Source organism: Tenacibaculum sp. 190130A14a, assembly GCF_964048965.1.
Classification (GTDB): Bacteria; Bacteroidota; Bacteroidia; order Flavobacteriales; family Flavobacteriaceae; genus Polaribacter; species Polaribacter polynesiense.
In genome coordinates this window covers 863,573-884,501 of the sequence record NZ_OZ040189.1, presented here as the reverse complement: position 1 = coordinate 884,501, position 20,929 = coordinate 863,573, and the positions used below count along the sequence as shown (strand labels likewise).

Below are 20,929 nucleotides of genomic sequence, written 5' to 3'. Positions count from 1 at the left end.
TTCTTGCTTTCTAAACTATTGACTCATTTCTAAAAGTCAATAATATTAAATCTTATTTTCTACTTAAAATTTCATCTACCATTCCGTACGCCTTAGCTTCATCTGCTTTCATCCAATAATCTCTATCAGAATCTTCATGAACTTTGTCGAAAGGCTGTCCAGAGTGCTTAGAAATAATATTGTATAATTCTGTTTTTAACTTTCCTATTTCTTTTACAGTAATTTCCATATCTGAAGCTTGTCCTTGAGCTCCTCCTAATGGTTGGTGAATCATAATACGAGAGTGCGGTAATGCAGAACGCTTTCCTTTAGTTCCTGCACACATTAATACAGCTCCCATTGAAGCTGCCATACCTGTACATATAGTGGCTACATCTGGTTTAATAAATTGCATGGTATCGTAAATACCTAAACCTGCATATACACCTCCTCCTGGCGAGTTAATATAGATTGAAATATCTTTAGAAGCATCTACACTTTCTAAAAACAATAACTGTGCTTGAATTACATTGGCAACTTGATCGTTAATACCAGTACCTAAGAAGATGATACGATCCATCATTAAACGAGAGAAAACATCCATTTGCGTAATGTTTAGCTGACGCTCTTCCATGATATATGGGGTTAAACTACTAGTGATTTTATTATAGTAAGTACTACTAATTCCATGATGTTTTGTAGCGTACTTTTCGAATTCTTTTCCGTAATCCATTATAAAATGTTTTTCTGATTTATGAAATGTAAATATAAGAACAATTTCAATATTATTTTGTTTCAGTTGACTGCCAAAAAAACCTGAACTTTCGTTCAGGTTTATATTATGGTTTTCCGTAAATTATTTCTCTACGTTATACACTTCTTTTATGAAATCTTCGTAAGAAACTTCTTTCGTATCAAACTTCATGTTTTCTTTATAAAAAGCCAATAATTTTTGACTAATTAATTGCGTTTGTAACTTTTGAGCTTCATCTTGATTTTGTAAGATTCTTCCTGCGATATCATCTAACTCTTTTTCTTCTGGATTCATGTTTCCAAACTGAGCCATTTGTGCACGGATAAATCCTTTTGCATAATCTACTAATTCAGCATAGTCTAACTTGATATCATTATCTTTCATAATCTTTCCTTCGATTAATTGATAACGTAATCCTTTTTCAGACTTTTCATATTCAGCAGCTGCCTCATCAATTGTTAATTCTTTTTCTCCAGCAGTTTGTAACCACTTTTGTAAGAATTCTTTTGGTAAATCAAATTTAGTATTCTCTACTAAACTCTCAGTTACAGCATTTAATAATTGTTGGTCTGCTTGTTGTTGGAATTGTCTTTCTGCGTCTTCTTTGATTTTGTCTTTTAAATCAGTCACAGTTTTTACACTTCCGTCAGCAAACAACTTATCAAATAACTCTTGATCTAACTCTGCTAATTCAGTTTCGTTAATTTCTTCGATAGTAAAAGTTACAGGAACTTCTAATCCCTGAGCATCATCTTGAGACACACCTAAAGCATGCTGTAACTTGTGCTCATCTTCGAATAAGTTTTTAGTTTTTAATTCTAAAACATCTCCTACTTTAGACCCTACAAACTTCTTTAAGTTTGTTTTACCTTTAATATCTTTTACAGAAATAGTCGATTTCTTATTGATCTCTTTTTCTTCATTAACAAAAGTACCAGTAATGTTAGCCTCTTCTGTAGCTTCTTCTTTAGAAATCATTTTCCCATAACGAGATTGAATGTTTTCTACTTCTTTTTCAATTAACTCATCAGTTGCTACAATGTTGTATTGCTTTACTTTATCAGATTTTAAATCAACATCAAATTCTGGTGCTAAACCTAATTCGAATTCAAATGAAAATTTATCAGCATCCCAGTTAAAATCATCTTGTACTCTTGGTAATGGATTTCCTAAGATATCTAATTTCTCTTCAACTAAGAACTTGTTTAAAGACTCTTGTAAAAGCTTATTAACCTCATCAATCATTACAGCTTTACCATATTGCTTCTTTACCATTCCCATTGGCACATGTCCTTTTCTAAATCCTGGAATGTTTGCTGTTTTACGGTAATCGTTTAAAACCTTTGTTACTTTATCTTGATAATCATCAGCAACAATATCAACTTTTACAACTGCGTTTAACGCATCTATGTTTTCTTTTGTTATATTCATCTTTAAAATCTGTTTCTAAAAAATCGCCTGCAAAATTACTACTTTTCTTATTGATAACCAAGACTTTTAACCTTAAGAATTCTTCTTTCTTGGTAATTAGGCTAATTTCCTTATTTATTGATTCTTATATTATTAATTAATTCTATTTCTTTTCTTCTTTCAACAACGAAAATAACACAGACCTGAATACTGACAATAATACACTAAACAAAAGTGCTGAAAAGAATCCGCTTACCACAAACCCTGTCACTAACTTGCCTGCTAACAACACGATAATAGCATTAATCACAAATAAAAACAACCCTAAGGTAACTATAGTCGCTGGTAATGTAAAAAACACGAGCAAAGGGCGTACAAACATATTTAACAAAGCAATTGTTACCGCTACGATTACTGCTGTTACATAATTAGTGACTGCAATGCCAGGCAAAATGTTTGCTAATACAATTACCGCTATAGCCGTCAATAAAATCTTTAAAAATATTTTCATGTATTTCTTTTTCTATTACTTACGCGATAACCGTACCAAATTAAAAAACAGGAAATTTTGGCAGACTTACGTATCTTCGCCCGACAAAAATTAAATCATGAAAAAACTACTTACCCTACTACTATTATTCTTTAGTTTTTATACACATGCGCAAATAGGTTTTAGTTCTAAACCCTATAGCGGACGCAAAAAAGTTGACAAAAAAACATATGAAAATTTTAAAAAATCAACCACTATCTTTATACTTTCAGAAATTTATGACGTTGAGACTTATGATAAAATTTTAAAAGACAGTTGGAAAGTAACTCCCTATAAAATAGTTACCCCTAAAGATTATAACATTGAAGATTATCTTGATGGTAATTATTCATTCATTAATTTATATGGTGTAAAAGTAAGAACGCAAAACACCTTTTACTTGTATTTCAATACAAGATTACATTCTTACAATAATGAAAAGATAAAAGCCAGATTTAAAAAACTACGAAACCAAAACAAGTTAACGGATGAGAAATACGAGAAAACAATCTCTAATAACACTAACCTCCTTGCTATTTCTTACTTAAGCCCTAAAGAAAATTTTGTAAACGAATTGCTAGGAGGAGAAAAAAAGAGCATCGTAGACGAAATGTACACCAAAGAAGTTTTTCAAAATTACCAACCAGGGTTTTTAAAAAACTATTTCCAAAAACTAAGCAACCTTTTAGAAACAAGAGAAGCCTATTGGCTATATAGCGAAAACAAATCCAAAGAACTCGCTAAACTTGCTAAACAGAAACTATACATTCCGAGTTATTTAAACATAAAATTCAACCCACTTACAGGAGAAGATCGTATTATGTATAGCGAATACACTAAGGAATTATTCAAAAAATACAAATACGAATTTCAAATAGAAAAAGTAGAGACTATCAGCGATAGAATTATGAAGGGTGAAGAATTTTACTATTTCAGATATTGTAGAATGAATACAGATCGTTTTATACAAGTTGTTAATTCTCTAACTGGGGAAACTATTTACAAAGAATATGCGCCGTTAGGTTATAATTTAAAACCAAAACATTTTAAAGCTATTAGCAATGCGATAAAAAGAGCCACAAAAAAGTAGGTTTTCTTATATTCGCAAATAATGAAACAGTTATTACTTGTATTCTTAGGAGGTGGACTTGGAAGCGTATGCAGATACATACTTGGTAAAAGTCTTAATAGTTCAACATCAGGGATTCCTTACGGAACTTTCTTAGCGAATGTTTTAGGAAGTTTATTAATTGGTCTTATTTTAGGTTTAGCTGCCAAAAGCCAAACCTTAAATCAAAATCAAACGTTGTTATTAGCTACGGGGTTTTGTGGTGGATTTACTACTTTCTCTTCCTTTGCCTATGAGAATCATGTCTTTTTAAAATCTGGCGATTTCATGAGCTTTGCCATGTATACTATAGCAAGTTTTATTCTCGGTTTTTTAGCTGTTTTCTTTGGTATGTATTTAACAAAACTTATATAGAATGAATGAATTTGTAGTATATAAAGAAGAGGAGATTTATGCTTTAGTTACCATTAAAAATGGAAAAGCAAATGCTATTTCTCACGAAGTTGCTGATGGCTTAAATCAAGCTTTAGACAAAGCGGAAGAAAACCAAAAAGTAGTCATATTAACTGGACAAGATGGTATTTTTTCTGGGGGTTATGATTTAAAAACAATGACTAGTTCTCCTGAATCAGCTTTAGAATTAGTAACAAAAGGTTCTAAACTTTCACACAGAATGTTATCTTTCCCGTACCCTATAATAATTGCCTGTAATGGTCATGCCATAGCAAAAGGAGCCTTTTTATTATTATCTGCAGATTACCGTCTAGGAACAGAAGGTAACTTTAAAATCGGCTTAAATGAAGTTATGATTGGAATGACAATGCACAATGCTGGTATTGAAATAGCTAAAGCTCGCCTAGCGCCCGTTTATTTCGAAAGAAGTGTAAGCAATTCTGAAATATACACCCCTAAGGATGCTGTAAATGCAGGTTTCTTAGATAAAACAGTACCGCAAGACCACCTTCTTCCAACCGCAATAAAAATTGCAGAAATGTTTGCTAAATTAAATTTTAGAGCTCATAAAGAAACAAAACTAAAACTAAGGAAGCATTATCTAGAAAGCATTTATAATGCCATTGAACAAGATACTAAGGAAGGCTTAAAACCTCCAACAAAATAAAGAAAACCAGCATTTGCTGGTTTTTCTATTTTTTATAAGCCATTACTCCAGCTTCTATCTCTATATCTAAATAATTATCTCTTGGTGTAATTGGACAAGAATAGCGATCACTATATGCGCAATACGGATTGTAAGCATGGTTAAAATCTATTTCTAACACTCCTTCCTTTTCATCGGTGGTTAACACATCAATAAACCTTCCTCCTGCATATGATGTTTCCCCATTAGTCTTATCCAAAAAAGGAAGAAACAAATGATTTTCATACCCTTTTTCTGGGAACTCATCTTTATAGATAGCCAATTCATATGTAACACCATCAATTATAAAACTAACTGTACCATACTTTTTATACATAACTATCCTTTCGGTAGTTGTAGGAAAATTTAAAATGGGACTATCTGGAGTTTTTACAAGTTTGGCTTTTACTTTAAATTTAGTATTAACAGGAAAAAAATCTAATCCTTTAAACTTTCTTAATCCTTTTTTGGTTAAAGGAGAGGTGGTAGCATCTTTAAATTTAGCATTCATTTCCTTTTGAAAATCGGTTTCTCCTTTTGGCTTTCTTTTCTGGGCACTATTACATGCTAAACCAAAAACTAATAAAAATAAAATTGCTACTTTTTTCATAAAATCAAACAAAGGTTTAAAATGACAAAACTAACAACATCTTAACATTATCACCAAAAAACGTTTAATTATTGTTAATTTTTAAGCAAAACACTTTAAAATTTCAAAATCGTTTATTATATTTGGTTAAGAGAGAGGTAATTGCTAATCACAAAAAAACGGGTTGAATTTAATTTAAAAAGTATAAGTATAAATAATAACTTTATAATTAAATTTTATACATATCACTATAAATAATTCAAAAATAACTCTAAATTTGTCGCCCTTAATTTTATCCGATTAGCTATATCGTTTAAAACTAAGAGCTTTAACAATTATAAAAGTCAACTACTAAACTATTTATTATTGAATTGCTAAAGTTAATTTAAAAAACTAAGAATGTATGAATTCAGATTTATTAGATAGAGCAGAAGAGTTTGAAAACAGAAAATTTAAGTTCGTTACTACCAGTGACAGAATTTTAGCTTCTCGTGAAGCTAAAGCTTTAATATTAGAAATCAATGAGGTATACAAACAAACGAAAGAAAGTAGCCTTATGGAGATAATGAAGCGTTTAACGGTAGTAAAGCAACGTATTGACAAACGTTTAAAAGGAAAACCTTTAACTGCATAATACTATTTACAAATAACCTTCGTTATATAACAGTACGTTTTAGAAATTTCAATTTCTAGACAATTACAATTTTATTCTTGATAAAACTCACAATTATATAATACTTGTGAGTTTTTTTATGTCGCAAGATTATTATTCTAGAAATCTTCATTAATATTCATAGCCCCTTCATAAAACAACTATTTTCACCAACACTCAACCACCTCAAAATAAAACACATAAAAAAATCAATCAAAAAAAGTTTAAAAAAACACAAAAAGTGCTTTGTCAAATTCAAAAAAGCTTCTATATTTGCAACCGCTAAAGCAAAAAGCCGATATAGCTCAGCTGGCTAGAGCAGCTGATTTGTAATCAGCAGGTCGTGGGTTCGAGTCCCTCTATCGGCTCAAAAAAACAAAAGCGCTAACTTAAAGTTAGCGCTTTTTTTGTACGCTAATTTTCCTAAATTTGTTTCATCTAAAAACACTACATGAAAAATATATTTGTTATTGGTATTGCAGGAGGTACTGGAAGTGGAAAAACCACTGTAGTAAATCAAATTATTAATGAATTACCTGCTGATGAGGTTTGTGTTATTTCTCAAGATTCTTACTACAAGCAAACAGACGATTTAACATACGAAGAAAGAACCAAAATAAACTTCGACCATCCTCGAGCCATTGATTTCGAATTATTAGTAGAACATTTAAGACAATTAAAAAATGGAGAAGTTATAGAGCAACCTGTTTATTCATTTGTTGCTCATAATAGAACCAAAGACACCATAAAAACGCACCCAAGAAAGGTTATTATTATTGAAGGTATCTTAATATTCAATAATAAAGATTTAAGAAACCTTTGTGATATAAAGGTATTCGTTCACGCAGATGCAGATGAGCGTTTAATACGTCGTGTACGAAGAGACATCAAAGAAAGAGGAAGAGATATTGACGAAGTACTTAGTCGTTATCAGAGTACCTTAAAACCAATGCACCAACAATTTATTGAACCTACCAAAAACTACGCGGATATTATTATTCCTAACGACAGGTACAATACTGTTGCAATTGACATCGTTAGAACTGTAATTAGCGATCGATTATAAGATGAACTTTAAATCCATAAAAAACAAACCAACATTTAGAATTGCTACAAATATTTACGTAGTGATTCTTACCGTATTTGTTGTTTGGATGTTATTTTTTGATGAAAATTCGTATCTTACTCATAGAGAATTTAACAAGGAAGTAAAAGAATTAAAAACTTGGATTGAATTTCATCAAAAAAAGATCGCTGAAGACAAAGAAACCATTAAAAAACTTCAAGATTCTTTGGAGCTAGAGCGTTACGCTCGTGAAAAATATTTAATGAAAAAAGATAATGAAGATATTTACATTATCGAATTTGATACTATACAGAAATAATGAGCAATTATTTATTTAAAGATTTCGAAGGAGTATCTCCTAACGCTTGGAAACAAAAAATTCAAGTAGATTTAAAAGGTGCCGACTACAATGACACCCTTCTTTGGAAAACTAATGAAGGAATTACCGTAAAACCTTTTTATACTAAAGAAGATAGAACTCATCAAATAGTTAACCTTCCTAAAAAAGGTTTTGCTATTTGTCAAAGCATTATAGTTTCAAATGAAAAAGAAGCCAATGCCTTAGCTATTGATGCTTTAGAAAGAGGAGCTTCTGCAATTGAGTTTCTTATCAAAGAAAAAATTGATTTCAAAACCTTATTGAATACTATCAACCTTCAAGAAACTTATATTTATTTTAAACTTGAATTTCTTGATGCAAGTTTTGTTTCTGAAGTATCTAACTATACAAATTCAAGCAAGGTTTTTTTCAACAATGATATCATTGGAAAACTAGCAAGTACTGGTAACTGGTATCAAAACCTTAAAGATGATCATTCCGAACTGGAAAACATTATCAAAAACAACAATAGTTTAGCTATTAATGTTTCTATTTATCAAAATGCAGGAGCCAACTGCACACAACAATTAGCATACGCTTTAACCCATGCAAATGAATATTTAAATCATTTTGGTGGAGAGGTCGCTTCAAAAATACACTTCAACTTTTCTGTTGGAAGCAATTATTTCTTTGAAATAGCCAAACTAAGAGCTTTTCGAATTTTATGGAACTCTCTTTTAACAGAATATAAGGTAGAAAAAACTGAAGCCCATATATTTACACAACCAAGTTTACGTAACAAAACTTTGTATGACTATAATGTAAATATGTTACGTACAACATCTGAATGCATGAGCGCTATATTGGGAGGTTCAAATACAGTATCTAATGTCGCTTATGATAGAATTTTCCATAACTCTAATGAATTTGGAGAAAGAATCTCTAGAAATCAACTATTAACACTTCAGCAAGAAAGCTACCTATCGGAAGCTCAACATTTTGCTGATGGAGCTTACTATATAGAAGCCCTAACAGACCAGTTAGCAGAAAAGGCCTTAGAAATTTTCAAATTGATAGAACAAGCTGGAGGCTTTTTAAAACAACTCAAAGAAGGGGTTATTCAACGAAAAATAAAAGAATCGGCAACTAAGGAACAAGAACAATTTGATAATGGTGAACTTGTTTTATTAGGAACTAACAAAATTCAAAATGAAAAGGATCGAATGAAGAATGATTTAGAAGTAAATCCTTTTGTAAAAGTTAGAAATCAAAAAACGTTAATTGAACCTATCATTCAGAAAAGATTAGCCGAAAAACTTGAACAAGAACGTTTAGACCATGAGTAGAAAAGATATTTCAAATATCAGTATCGATAAAAATCAACAATCGAATATTGAAAATCGTAAACACGAAAGTTTTGTTGCAGGTATTGCACCAAACTTACGTGGACCATACTCTACTATGTATGTTCGTAGACCATGGACAATTCGTCAATATGCAGGGTTCTCTACAGCAGAAGAAAGTAACGCTTTTTATAGAAGAAATTTAGCAGCCGGACAAAAAGGACTTTCTGTAGCCTTTGATTTAGCTACACACCGTGGATATGATTCTGATCACGAACGTGTTCAAGGAGATGTTGGTAAAGCAGGTGTGGCAATAGATTCTGTAGAAGACATGAAAGTCTTATTTGACCAGATTCCATTAGATAAAATGTCGGTTTCTATGACAATGAATGGAGCTGTACTACCTGTATTAGCTTTTTACATAATAGCAGCAGAAGAACAAGGAGTAAAACCAGAGCTGCTTTCTGGAACTATTCAAAATGATATCTTAAAGGAGTTTATGGTACGAAACACATACATCTACCCTCCTACTCCTTCTATGAAAATTATTGCTGATATATTCGAATATACCAGTAAGAACATGCCAAAATTTAATTCAATCTCTATCTCAGGATACCATATGCAAGAAGCGGGTGCTACTCCAGAAATTGAATTAGCTTATACGCTTGCAGACGGACTGGAATATATTAGAAAGGGATTAGAAGCAGGAATGGACATTGATGCATTTGCCCCGCGTCTTTCTTTTTTCTGGGCAATTGGAATGGATCATTTTACTGAAATAGCAAAAATGCGTGCTGGTAGAATGCTTTGGGCTAAAATCGTTAAGCAATTCAACCCTAACAACCCAAAATCTTTGGCTTTAAGAACTCATTGCCAAACAAGTGGTTGGAGTTTAACAGAACAAGATCCGTTTAACAATGTAGCTCGTACAACAATTGAAGCAATGGCAGCTGCTTTTGGAGGAACACAAAGCTTACACACCAACGCGTTAGACGAGGCAATTGCCCTACCTACTGACTTCTCTGCAAGAATTGCTCGTAATACTCAAATATATTTACAACAAGAAACGCACATTACTAAAACAGTAGATCCGTGGGCTGGTAGTTACCATGTTGAAGAATTAACAGAAAACATCGCCAACAAAGCTTGGGAATTAATTCAAGAAGTTGAAGAATTAGGAGGAATGACTAAAGCAATTGAAAAAGGAATTCCTAAAATGCGTATTGAAGAAGCCGCCGCGAAAAAACAAGCTAAGATAGATAGTGGTCAAGATGTAATTGTTGGTGTAAATAAATATCAATTAAAAGAAGAAGATCCTTTACACATTTTAGAAGTAGATAATGAAGCCGTTCGTCAATCTCAAATCAATAGGCTAAACGAGCTAAAATCAGAAAGAAATGAAGATGATGTTACTCAATCTCTAGAAGATTTAACAGAATGCGCTAAAACGGGTAATGGAAATTTATTAGATTTAGCTGTAAAAGCTGCGAGAAACAGAGCTACTTTAGGTGAAATTTCTGATGCTTTAGAAACTATTTTCGGAAGACATAAAGCAGTACATAAAACAATTAGCGGTGTGTATAGTAAAGAAATAAAAGACGATGCTTTATTTAAAGAAGCAACCCAACTAGCCGATAAATTTGCAGAATTAGAAGGTCGTAGACCTCGTATTATGATAGCTAAACTAGGGCAAGACGGACATGATCGCGGTGCAAAAGTAGTTGCCACTGGATATGCTGATCTTGGTTTTGATGTTGATATAGGACCTTTATTTCAAACACCTATTGAAGCAACGAAACAAGCTATTGAGAATGATGTACACATTATTGGTATCTCTTCTTTAGCTGCCGGACATAAAACCTTAGTTCCGCAAGTAATTGGCGAACTTAAAAAGTACGGTAGAGAAGATATAATGGTAATTGTTGGAGGAGTAATTCCTGCACAAGACTATCAATTTTTGTTTGACGCTGGTGCCGTAGGTATTTTTGGTCCTGGAACTAAAATTGCTCAAGCTGCCATAGACATGCTAACTATTTTAATTGATAGCACAGAAGAATAATTGAAATATGAAAATACAGTACATTGATAGAAAATCAGGAACTTTAATAACCGAAACTCCACCTGGAGAGGGGTTTTTAAAGCTTTTATATCAAAACCCTTTTGGTAAGGTTGCACTATTACCTATGGTAAAGCGCAAGGCCTTATCTTCTCGTTATGGAAAAATGATGAGCAAAGCTTCTTCTGTGAAGAAAATCCAAGGTTTTGTTGACAAACTAGGAATTGACATGAACGAATCTGAAAAATCAGTTTCAGAATTCACTTCTTTTAATGATTTCTTCTACCGAAAACTTAAACCAAACGCTCGTCCAATTGAAAACGGATTTGTGAGTCCTGGGGACGGAAAACTGATCGCTTTTGAAAACGTTTCAGACATTCACAACTTCTTTGTAAAAGGAAGAAAATTCACTTTAAAAGAGTTTTTAAATAGTACTTCATTAGCCGAAAAATATAAAAACGCTTCACTTTTAATCTTACGATTAGCTCCAAACGATTATCATCGTTATCACTTCCCTTACGAAGGAATAGCTTCTGATATGACAAAAATTAAAGGTGACTACTTTTCTGTTTCTCCTTATGCATTAGCTTCTAATTTCACCAAAGTCTTTTGCGAAAACAAACGTGAGTTTTGCGAATTACAAACAACAGATAAAGGTGACGTTTTAATTGCTCCAGTAGGCGCTACTATGGTAGGTGCAATTATAGAAACCTTTACCCCAAACTCGAAAGTTCAAAAAGGGGATGAAATGGGGTATTTTGCATTTGGTGGCTCAACCATTGTTTTGCTTATTGATAAAGAAAAAATCACCATTGACAAAGACATTATAAAAAACACCCAAAACAACATTGAAACCGCCGTTAAAATGGGTGAAAAAATAGGTTTATAAGAAAGTCCTTAGTAAAATTACTAAGGACTTTCTTATAAGCATACTTACTTTACTAAGTAAATTCTTACCAACTCTTACCGTATTCTTTTCTTTTTTGCTCGTTCTCACAAGACATCTTCGCAACTATTTATAACGAGATCTGTTTCAATATACCCGTTTTAACTTAAAATTAACACCCTATCTTTCCTTAAATAATGATTCAAATCATAAGGCTATTAACGCTTTAATCCGTAAATTTGCATCGTTTTATTTATACGTAATTTTATAATGAAAAAGCTCCTTAATATACTATACTCAACTCGCCTAATGGCCGTTCTTTTCTTTGTCTTTGCCATAGCGATGGGAGTTGCTACTTTTATTGAAAATGATTTCGGAACCCAAACCTCAAAAGCTTTGGTTTATAACACTTGGTGGTTTGAAGTTATTATGATCTTCTTTGTGATTAATTTCTTTGGAAATATTTTTAGATATCGTCTATATAAAAAAGAAAAATGGTCTGTTTTACTTTTTCACGTAGCGTTTTTATTTGTACTCATTGGTGCAGGTATTACCCGTTATATTAGTTTCGAAGGTTTAATGATTATTGATGAAGGGGAAACTACCAATACCTTTTTTTCTGACACAAACTACTTAAACGTTATTATAGATGACAATGAATTTCAGAAAGAAACGCACAACAAATTACTTCTTTCTGCATGGGGTTCTAATACTGCCAATTTTACTGAGTCTTTTCAACCTAAAAAAGATGGAAAAGAACATGAAATAGCATTTAACCTTGTTGATTATATTCCATGGGCGGAGAAAAAGTTTATCGAAGATGAAAACGGAGTGGAACATATAAAATTCGTTGAAAGTTCTAGTGGAAGTAGACACGAGCACTTTATCAAAAGAGGAACCATTCAAAATGTTCATAATATTCTAGTTGGATTTGATGCAAAAGATGGAAATGCGAACATCAATATTTTTAAAAGTGGCGATACCTTAAAAATCCTTACAAAGTCTGAAGGTACTTTTCAAGTAATGGCTACACAAGAAAAAGGGCTTGTTACAAAAGATACTGTACAAAACTTCAAATTACGTTCTTTATATAATGTCTCTGGATTACCTTTTGTTGTTCCGCAATACCCTATAAAAGGAGAAGTAAGAACAGTTAGAGGAGAAAAAGACCCTAAAAAATACGATATGGTTGTTTTTGATGTTACTTCAGCAGGAAAAACAGAACGCATTTCTTTAACAGGAGGACAATTTAATGTAGATAATATAGAAACCTTTAGTCTAGGAGACCTAAACTTTAGAGCTTGGTATGGCGCTAAAAGATATACTACTCCATTTAAAGTAAAACTAAACGATTTCCAATTAGAAAAATATCCTGGTTCTGAAAACGCAGCTTCGTACGCTAGTGAAGTAACAGTTATTGATGATAAAGAAACTTTTGACTTTAGAATTTTCATGAATACCATATTAAATCACAAAGGTTATCGATTGTTCCAAGCTAGCTACAGCAATGCTGGGCAAGAAATTGAACAAACACACTTATCTGTAAACCATGACTTTTGGGGTACTACCATAACTTACATTGGTTACTTTTTATTATTCTTTGGGCTAGTAGCTTCGTTATTTATTAAAAACACTCGTTTTGCAGATTTGAAAAAATCTTTAGAAAAAATAAGAAAAAAGAAAGCTACCATTTCTGCCATACTATTATTTTTAAGCACCGTTTCTTTTGCTCAACATAAGCAACACCAACCAAAAAAATTAACTGATATACAAATCGATTCTATTTTACAAAAATCGATTGTTTCAAAAGAGCATGCAGATTCTTTTAGCCAATTAGTAATTCAAGATGCAGGAGGAAGAATGAAACCTGCACATACTTTTGCCTCTGAATTGGTTAGAAAAGTTGCGCATACAGATAGCTTTAGAGGATTAACTCCTAGTCAGATTTTAGTATCAATTACTGAAGCTCCGATGTTTTGGTTAAATGTTCCTTTTATTTATTTAGAAAAAGGAAATACACAAATTAGAGAAGCACTTGGATTACCAAAAGATGTACAATATGCTCGCTTTATCGATTTTTACAACCCAGATGGATCTTCTAAAATTTCACATTTAGCAGTTGAAGCGCAAAAAAAACGTATTCAAAGTAAACTAGAACAAGATGCTATAAAAATTGAACGCAGAGTGTACTTACTTTCACAAGCGCTAAGTGGTAGTATTTTACGTATTTACCCTGTACCAAACAATGAAGAAAACAAGTGGGTATCTCAACCAGAAACTTTACAAGCTAATTTTAAAGGAACCGATTCTGTTTTTGTAAGACAATCTCTACCTGTATATTTTCAATTATTACAGAATTCGAAACAAACAGGAAATTATACTGAAACTAGTAAAATATTAGATGGTATAAAGAAGTTTCAAAGAAAGTTTGGAGCTGAAGTAATTCCAGCAGAAGACAAAATTCAATTAGAAATAGCTTACAACAAAGCAAACATATTTGTTCAGCTCTCAAGATACTATGGAATAGTTAGTTTGTTAATGATTGTATTTGTCTTTTTACAAATATTCAACAATAAACCCTGGATCAACTATGTGGTAAAAGCTTTTATAGGAATTATCATTGTTTTGTTTATAGCCCACTTAACAGGATTGGCCATGCGATGGTACATTAGTGGAAATGCTCCTTGGAGTAATGCCTATGAATCCATTATTTTTGTTGGATTAGCAACCATGTTATTTGGTTTAATACTGGGTAAAAACTCTTCATTAACTATTGCAGCAACTACATTCTTAGCGGCAATCATTTTATTCTTTGCAAACCAAAATTGGTTGGATCCTGAAATTGCTAACCTTCAACCAGTTTTAAACTCTTGGTGGTTGTATGTTCATGTATCTATCATTGTAGCCAGTTATGGACCTTTTGCTCTTGGAATGATCTTAGGAATTTTTGCTTTATTCTTGGTTGTTTTTACCAATGAAAATAATAAGAAGAAAATGGATTTACACCTAAAAGAACTAACAGTTATTAACGAAATGGCATTAACTGTTGGGTTGGTTATGCTAACCATTGGTAACTTTTTAGGAGGTATGTGGGCCAATGAAAGTTGGGGTAGATATTGGGGATGGGATCCAAAAGAAACTTGGGCTCTAATTTCAATTATGGTATACGCTTTTGTATTACACATGAGATTAATACCTGGTTTAAGAGGTAAATACACATTTCATTTATGGTCTATAATTGCTTTTGCTTCAATTATGATGACCTATTTCGGTGTAAACTTCTATTTAGCAGGATTACACTCTTATGCAAGTGGTGATAAAGTAATTACTCCAAACTCTGTATACTATTCAATTACTTTTGTAACTGTTTTAGGGGTCATCTCATGGTTTAAATACAAGAAGTTTTACCAAAAATAACGAACAATTAGGTATAAAAATGTACTTTTGTGCCGCTTTTAAAAAATTGAAACATGTTTAATAAGAATATAAAATTAGTTTTAGCTGCATTAACTTTAGCTTGGGCAGTATATAGTTTTACTCAAGGAGAAATAGGTAATGGAATTGCCATTTTACTTCTAACTGGTATATTCATTTTATTATATTTTAAGAATGAGTTTATATTATTAGCGTTCTTAAAATTAAGAAAGCAGGATTTTGAAGGAGCTCAAAAATGGTTAGGATATATCAAAAATCCATCTGCGGCATTAACCCAAAAGCAAGAAGGTTATTATAACTATTTACATGGTATTATGTTATCTCAAACAAACATAACCAAAGCAGAGAAGTTCTTGAAAAAAGCGGTAAAACTAGGCTTGGCAATGGATCATGATTTAGCAATGGCTAAATTACAATTAGCAGGTATTGCTATGACCAAACGTAGAAAACGCGAAGCGACTATGTTAATGAATGAAGCTAAAAAACTTGACAAACATGGTATGCTAAAGGAGCAAATGCAAATGATGAAACAGCAAATGAAAAGAATATAAAAACTCTTTTTGATTCATCCGCATACTGTTTTTTTTAGTTTTTGTACTTTTACCCCAAACAAGAAATCATAAATGTTAAAGAATTGGGTTTTAAAAGCTTTAGATAAATACGCCTCAAGATGGGTTGTACTTATAATTGATATAATTTTAGTATGCTTTTCTTTTATCCTTGCTTATACTATCAGGTTTAACACTTCGCTAAATTTTGATACGGAAAAACTAATCTACCAACTTCCATTTATAGCTTTGGTAGCCCTATTTAGTTTTTTAAGTGTAGGTTCTTATAGAGGAATTATAAGACACACTGGGACTAGAGATGCATTTAATGTATTTATTGGATTGTCACTAATGTCTTCATTAGTAATTATTGCAGTTCTAATAAATAGTACTTTTAAAATTTTTCCATCTATAACGATTCCAAAGTCGATTATAATTATTCATTTTCTTACCTCGGTTATACTCCTTATCATTAGCCGATTTGTTTTTAAAGCTTTTTATGAAATAATTTCTACAGAATTAGATAGCATTACCAACGTTTTAATCTATGGAGCTGGTGATTCTGGTTTAATTACCTATGGTGCCTTAAACAGAGATTCTAAAAACAAATATGAAGTATTAGGTTTTATTGATGATGACCCTAAAAAACAAGGAAAAAAAATTGATCGAATAAAAATCTACGACGGGAATAGATTAACCAAAAATTTTATAGAGACAAAAGACGTCGATGAAATTATCATTTCAATTCAAAATATTAAATCTGAAAAGCTACTTGTACTAACAGATAAATTATTAAGCTTAGGAACAAAAGTTAAAATAGTTCCACCACTTTCTAAATGGATTGATGGTGATTTAGAGGCTACACAGATTAAACAAGTTAAGATTGAAGATTTATTAAACAGAAAACCAATATCAATTGACAACCCTATAGTAAGTAGAGAAGTCAATAACAAAACGGTAATGGTTACTGGAGCTGCGGGATCTATTGGATCTGAAATTTCAAGACAGCTCAGTTCATACAACCTACACCATCTTATTTTAGTTGATCAAGCTGAATCTCCACTGTATGAAATCGAGCAAGAATTAGTTCAAAATGGTATCACAAACTTCACGGCTTTTGTAGCAGACGTTAGAGATGTAAACCGTATGAATGAAATTTTTGAAGAGTTTAAACCTCAAAAAGTTTTTCACGCCGCTGCATACAAACATGTTCCTTTAATGGAAAAATCACCCTATGAGGCTGTCAAAATCAATGTCCTAGGAACTAAAAATATAGCTGATTTAGCAATCAAACATAAGGTGGAACGATTTGTAATGGTTTCAACAGACAAAGCCGTGAATCCAACTAACGTAATGGGAGCTACAAAACGAATTGCTGAAATGTATATTACTTGTCTTAGTAATAACAAAGAACATACTACCAAATTTACTACAACTCGTTTTGGAAATGTTTTAGGTTCTAACGGATCGGTTATCCCTTTATTTAAGAAACAAATTGAAAACGGAGGTCCTTTAACAGTAACTCATAAAGAAATTACTCGTTATTTTATGACCATTCCCGAAGCATGTCGTTTAGTACTGGAAGCGGGAACGATGGGTAACGGAGGTGAAATATATATTTTTGACATGGGGAAATCAGTTAAAATATATGATATTGCTAAAAGAATGATTCATTTATCAGGACTTTCTTATCCAGATGACATTGATATTAAAATAACTGGATTAAGGCCTGGAGAAAAATTATACGAAGAACTTTTAGCAAATGGTGAAAATACCACTCCTACATATCATGAAAAAATCATGATCGCTAAGACTCAAGATATTGATAATGAGTATATTTCAAGAAAAATACAAAAGCTTTGCTCATCATATAACAATATAAACAACTTAAATACAGTTTCTTTGATGAAAGAAATTGTCCCGGAGTACATTTCTAAAAACTCTATTTATCAAGAATTAGATGCAATCAAAGAAAAATTAAATTAGTACTTTCGCAAAAAAAATATCAATGCAAAAAATTAAAAAAACACTCTTTTTTGTAATATATACCTTAATATTTACTTCATGTGTTTCTAAAAAGAAAATTGTTTACTTTCAAAATGACAAAACCCCGACTCAAGAGGTTAAGGCTTATGAAACTGTTTTTAAACCAGGAGACATTTTAAATATTTCAATATCATCTTTAGATCCAGTTGCGTCTAAGCCTTTTAATTTAATTCAAGGAAGTTCAGAAACCGCCAAACCAGTTGATTATCTTATTGATAATAATGGGAACATCGAATTCCCTTTATTAGGTCAAATCAAGTTAGGAGGACTTACACGAAGCGAAGCTCTTAAATACTTTAAAGAAAAACTTGATCCAGATTATATCAAAAACCCAACAGTAAACATTAGAATATCTAATTTTACTATTACTGTTTTAGGAGATGTTAAAAGTCCTGGAAATTATATTATCCCTAATGAAAAAGTAACAATTATTGAAGCAATAGGTTTTGCTGGAGATTTAAATATTTCTGGTATTAGAAACATAGAGGTAAAACGAGAAGTGGATAATAAAATCACCACTTATTCTTTAGATCTTAAATCAGATAAAATATTTAGTTCCCCAGCGTATTACTTGCAACAAAACGACATAGTTTATATTGAGCCAAATAAAGCAAAATCTCAAGGTGCTTCGTACAATCAAAACACGGGGTTGTTTATCTCTGTAGGATCAATATTAATTTCTCTAATTACTATTCTAACTAGATAATTTTTATGGAAAAAAAGCATTCATCATATATTGAAAACAATGAAAATTTCAATATCCGAGCTGAATTAGAGAAGTATCTATTTCATTGGAAATGGTTTGTACTTGGAGTTATTTTAATGTTGAGTGCTGCCTACTTATATTTAAGGTATTCCACACCTATTTATAGTGTTCATACTACCATTTTAATCAAAAATGACAAGAAAAGTGGAATATCGGAAGAACTTGCTGCTTTTGAAGATTTAGGAATAGGTGGCTCTGGTAAAAACATTGAAAATGAGGTAGAGATTTTAAGATCCCGCCAATTAATTGCATCGGTTGTAAAAAAACTTGATTTCAACAAATCGTTTTCTGTAGAAGGTAGAGTTAAAGAATCAGAAGTTTACTCTGATCAGCAGTTAAAATTTATAGATTTAAACAAAGACAGCACTAAAGTTGATAAGCTATTTGCTAATTACAATCTAGAAATTGCTTCAGAAAATAAATTTAAACTGTTTGATGTTAATCAAAAACTTTTAGGCGAGCATAGTTTTAATGACAGTATTTATACCGATGTATTAGGTAGCTTTTCCATTAGTAAAACCAACCTATTGAATAAAAATTCTGTTGGCCAAACTTTTAAGTTAACCATTACACCAGTAGACTTAATTGCTAGTTCTTACAAGAATCGCCTTGTCATATCTCAAATGAATAGAAGATCAAGTGTTTTAAAACTTTCTCTTAATTCTCCTATTAGAGAAAAAGCAATCGATTTTCTAAATGAGTTGGTGAATCAATATAATTTAGATGCGATTAACGATAAAAAGGAAGTTTCTATAAAAACGAGAAACTTTATTTTAGATAGACTTAGTAGTGTAACAGAAGAACTTTCTCAAATTGACAGTAAAGTTGAGAAGTTCAAGAATGAGAACAAAATTACAAATATCACCACAGAAGTAGATTTAAACCTTTCAACAAATCTTGAAACGAGACAAAAATTAATTGAAGCAACTACAAATTTAAATTTAGCTAAATCTCTTTTAAAAGAGTTAGATACTGAAGGCTATCTTCCAGCTAATTTAGGTTTAGACGATGCCAATATTAGCAAGTATATCAATAACTATAACAACCTAATATCTAAAAAAGAAGAATTAAGTAAAAGTGCAGGTAATAAAAATGTTATTTTAATTGATTTAAACAACGATATTCAAAGTATTAAATCATCTTTAAGAAGAAGTATTGAAAACACAATATCTTCTCAGCAAATTGCTGTAAACAACCTTAAAAGAGAAAATAATATTTACAATAGTAAAATATCTTCAATCCCTACAAAAGAAAAGGAGTTTTTCGATATTTACAGGCAACAAGAAATTATAGCTGGGTTGTATGCTTATTTATTAAAGAAAAAAGAACAAACAGCAATTACTTTAACAGCTAACACTATATCAAATGCAAAAATAATTGACTCAGCATTTGGTTATGGAAGTCCTATAAGTCCGAAAAAAAGAATGGTATACTTTGCTGCACTAGTTTTGGGCTTACTAATTCCTTTTGCTTTCATTTATTTAAAAGAATTATTAGACACAAAAGTTCATACTAAAAAGGATATTGAAGAGTTAACAAACATTCCTTTCTTAGGAGATATCCCTCATTCTCATGTAAAAGAAAAAATAGTAATTAACTCTAATGCAAGATCTAGTTCAGCTGAAGCGTTTAGATTGATTAGAACTAATTTAGACTTTGTTTTATCTAATGTATCACATGACAAAGGAAAAACAATTTTTGTTACTTCCACAACAAGTGGTGAAGGAAAGTCATTCTCTTCAATCAATTTAGCAGCTTCTTTAACATTATCAGGAAAAAAAGTAGTTTTAGCTGGAATGGACTTAAGAGCCCCTAAGATTACAGAATACTTAGAGATTCCAGATCGTAAAGGGATTACTAATTATTTAGCTAATAACGGAACAACCTTAGAATCTTTAACTTTCAATATTCCTGAAATTAAAGATTTAGATATTATAGCATCGGGAGCCATTCCTCCTAATCCAGCTGAATTATTAATGAGTGGAAAGATTGAAACTCTTTTTAATGAGTTAAAGGAAAAATACGACTATGTAATTATTGATACCGCTCCAGTAAACTTGGTAACTGATACTTTACTTATTGCAAAATATGCAGACATGGTAATGTATGTTACAAGAGCGAATTATCTAGACAAACGTATGCTCGTAGTTCCTCAAACATTATACAATGAAAAGAAATTACCTAACCTTGCAATTGTTTTAAATGATACCGATTTAAAGCGTGGATACGGATATGGTTATGGTTATGGTTACGGATATGGTTATGGAGTTCCTGAAGAAGATGACAGACCATGGTATAAAAAGATATTTAGTTAAAAAAAAGGGAAACTTAAAAGTTTCCCCTT

The 20,929-nt window shown here is 31.6% G+C and carries 18 protein-coding genes and 1 tRNA gene; 15 read left to right on the top strand and 4 right to left on the bottom strand.

Annotated elements, in window-relative coordinates; translation table 11 throughout:
- Positions 1–52 precede the first annotated feature (52 nt).
- From clpP to ABNT22_RS04285, 3 genes are all read right to left on the bottom strand, one after another.
- Positions 53–712 carry an ATP-dependent Clp endopeptidase proteolytic subunit ClpP gene (clpP, locus tag ABNT22_RS04295; RefSeq protein WP_299109077.1) on the bottom strand — a complete coding sequence of 220 codons (660 nt, stop codon included), beginning with the start codon at positions 710–712 and terminating at the stop codon, positions 53–55.
- A 123-nt stretch (positions 713–835) separates the two neighbouring features.
- Positions 836–2,164 (bottom strand): trigger factor, encoded by a 1,329-nt coding sequence (tig, locus tag ABNT22_RS04290; RefSeq protein ID WP_348714412.1) that lies wholly within the window; start codon positions 2,162–2,164, stop codon positions 836–838.
- 142 nt (positions 2,165–2,306) lie between these two features.
- Positions 2,307–2,654: a phage holin family protein gene (locus ABNT22_RS04285; RefSeq protein ID WP_348714411.1), complete on the bottom strand. Its 348-nt coding sequence runs from the start codon at positions 2,652–2,654 to the stop codon at positions 2,307–2,309.
- 97 nt (positions 2,655–2,751) lie between these two features.
- Here ABNT22_RS04285 and ABNT22_RS04280 point away from each other — a divergent pair, with 97 nt between their 5' ends.
- Genes ABNT22_RS04280 through ABNT22_RS04270 form a run of 3 tightly spaced genes read left to right on the top strand, consistent with a single transcriptional unit; the run spans position 2,752 to position 4,861 of the window.
- Positions 2,752–3,762, top strand: coding sequence for a hypothetical protein (locus tag ABNT22_RS04280; protein WP_348714409.1), 1,011 nt, complete (start codon positions 2,752–2,754; stop codon positions 3,760–3,762).
- Positions 3,763–3,783: 21 nt separating this feature from the next.
- Positions 3,784–4,155 carry a fluoride efflux transporter CrcB gene (gene crcB, locus ABNT22_RS04275; RefSeq protein WP_348714406.1) on the top strand — a complete coding sequence of 124 codons (372 nt, stop codon included), beginning with the start codon at positions 3,784–3,786 and terminating at the stop codon, positions 4,153–4,155.
- A gap of 1 nt (position 4,156) precedes the next feature.
- Positions 4,157–4,861, top strand: coding sequence for a crotonase/enoyl-CoA hydratase family protein (locus tag ABNT22_RS04270; protein ID WP_348714404.1), 705 nt, complete (start codon positions 4,157–4,159; stop codon positions 4,859–4,861).
- Between the two features lie 25 nt (positions 4,862–4,886).
- Here the strand turns inward: ABNT22_RS04270 and ABNT22_RS04265 are convergent, their stop codons facing one another.
- The gene (locus tag ABNT22_RS04265; protein WP_348714402.1) at positions 4,887–5,489 is read right to left on the bottom strand and encodes a DUF1684 domain-containing protein; all 603 of its coding nucleotides are present in this window, start codon (positions 5,487–5,489) and stop codon (positions 4,887–4,889) included.
- Positions 5,490–5,871: 382 nt separating this feature from the next.
- Between ABNT22_RS04265 and ABNT22_RS04260 the strand changes: the two genes are divergently transcribed.
- The 12 genes from ABNT22_RS04260 (at position 5,872) to ABNT22_RS04205 (ending at position 20,900) form a co-directional block, all read left to right on the top strand.
- The gene (locus ABNT22_RS04260) at positions 5,872–6,102 is read left to right on the top strand and encodes a hypothetical protein (protein WP_299109085.1); all 231 of its coding nucleotides are present in this window, start codon (positions 5,872–5,874) and stop codon (positions 6,100–6,102) included.
- Positions 6,103–6,414: 312 nt separating this feature from the next.
- Positions 6,415–6,488: transfer RNA gene (locus tag ABNT22_RS04255), tRNA-Thr, on the top strand.
- A gap of 92 nt (positions 6,489–6,580) precedes the next feature.
- Positions 6,581–7,186 (top strand): uridine kinase, encoded by a 606-nt coding sequence (udk, locus tag ABNT22_RS04250; protein ID WP_348715391.1) that lies wholly within the window; start codon positions 6,581–6,583, stop codon positions 7,184–7,186.
- 1 nt (position 7,187) lies between these two features.
- On the top strand, positions 7,188–7,505 hold the full coding sequence (locus ABNT22_RS04245; RefSeq protein WP_348714400.1) for a septum formation initiator family protein: 318 nt from the start codon (positions 7,188–7,190) through the stop codon (positions 7,503–7,505).
- On the top strand, positions 7,505–8,851 hold the full coding sequence (locus ABNT22_RS04240; RefSeq protein ID WP_348714399.1) for a methylmalonyl-CoA mutase subunit beta: 1,347 nt from the start codon (positions 7,505–7,507) through the stop codon (positions 8,849–8,851). The genes ABNT22_RS04245 and ABNT22_RS04240 overlap by 1 nt, the downstream gene beginning before the upstream one ends.
- Positions 8,844–10,907, top strand: a complete 2,064-nt coding sequence (gene scpA / locus ABNT22_RS04235; protein WP_348714398.1) for a methylmalonyl-CoA mutase — start codon at positions 8,844–8,846, stop codon at positions 10,905–10,907. The genes ABNT22_RS04240 and scpA overlap by 8 nt, the downstream gene beginning before the upstream one ends.
- A gap of 7 nt (positions 10,908–10,914) precedes the next feature.
- Entirely contained in the window at positions 10,915–11,793 is an 879-nt protein-coding gene (locus ABNT22_RS04230; protein ID WP_348714396.1) for a phosphatidylserine decarboxylase, read from the top strand.
- Between the two features lie 267 nt (positions 11,794–12,060).
- Complete coding sequence (ccsA, locus tag ABNT22_RS04225) at positions 12,061–15,207, top strand: cytochrome c biogenesis protein CcsA (RefSeq protein ID WP_348714395.1); 3,147 nt, start codon at positions 12,061–12,063, stop codon at positions 15,205–15,207.
- A 53-nt stretch (positions 15,208–15,260) separates the two neighbouring features.
- Entirely contained in the window at positions 15,261–15,776 is a 516-nt protein-coding gene (locus tag ABNT22_RS04220) for a DUF2892 domain-containing protein (protein WP_348714393.1), read from the top strand.
- Between the two features lie 72 nt (positions 15,777–15,848).
- The gene (locus tag ABNT22_RS04215) at positions 15,849–17,759 is read left to right on the top strand and encodes a nucleoside-diphosphate sugar epimerase/dehydratase (protein ID WP_348714392.1); all 1,911 of its coding nucleotides are present in this window, start codon (positions 15,849–15,851) and stop codon (positions 17,757–17,759) included.
- Positions 17,760–17,781: 22 nt separating this feature from the next.
- A complete protein-coding gene (locus ABNT22_RS04210) occupies positions 17,782–18,525 on the top strand; it encodes a polysaccharide biosynthesis/export family protein (RefSeq protein ID WP_348714391.1) in 744 nt (247 codons plus the stop codon).
- Between the two features lie 5 nt (positions 18,526–18,530).
- Positions 18,531–20,900, top strand: a complete 2,370-nt coding sequence (locus tag ABNT22_RS04205; protein WP_348714389.1) for a polysaccharide biosynthesis tyrosine autokinase — start codon at positions 18,531–18,533, stop codon at positions 20,898–20,900.
- The last annotated feature ends 29 nt before the right edge of the window (positions 20,901–20,929 follow it).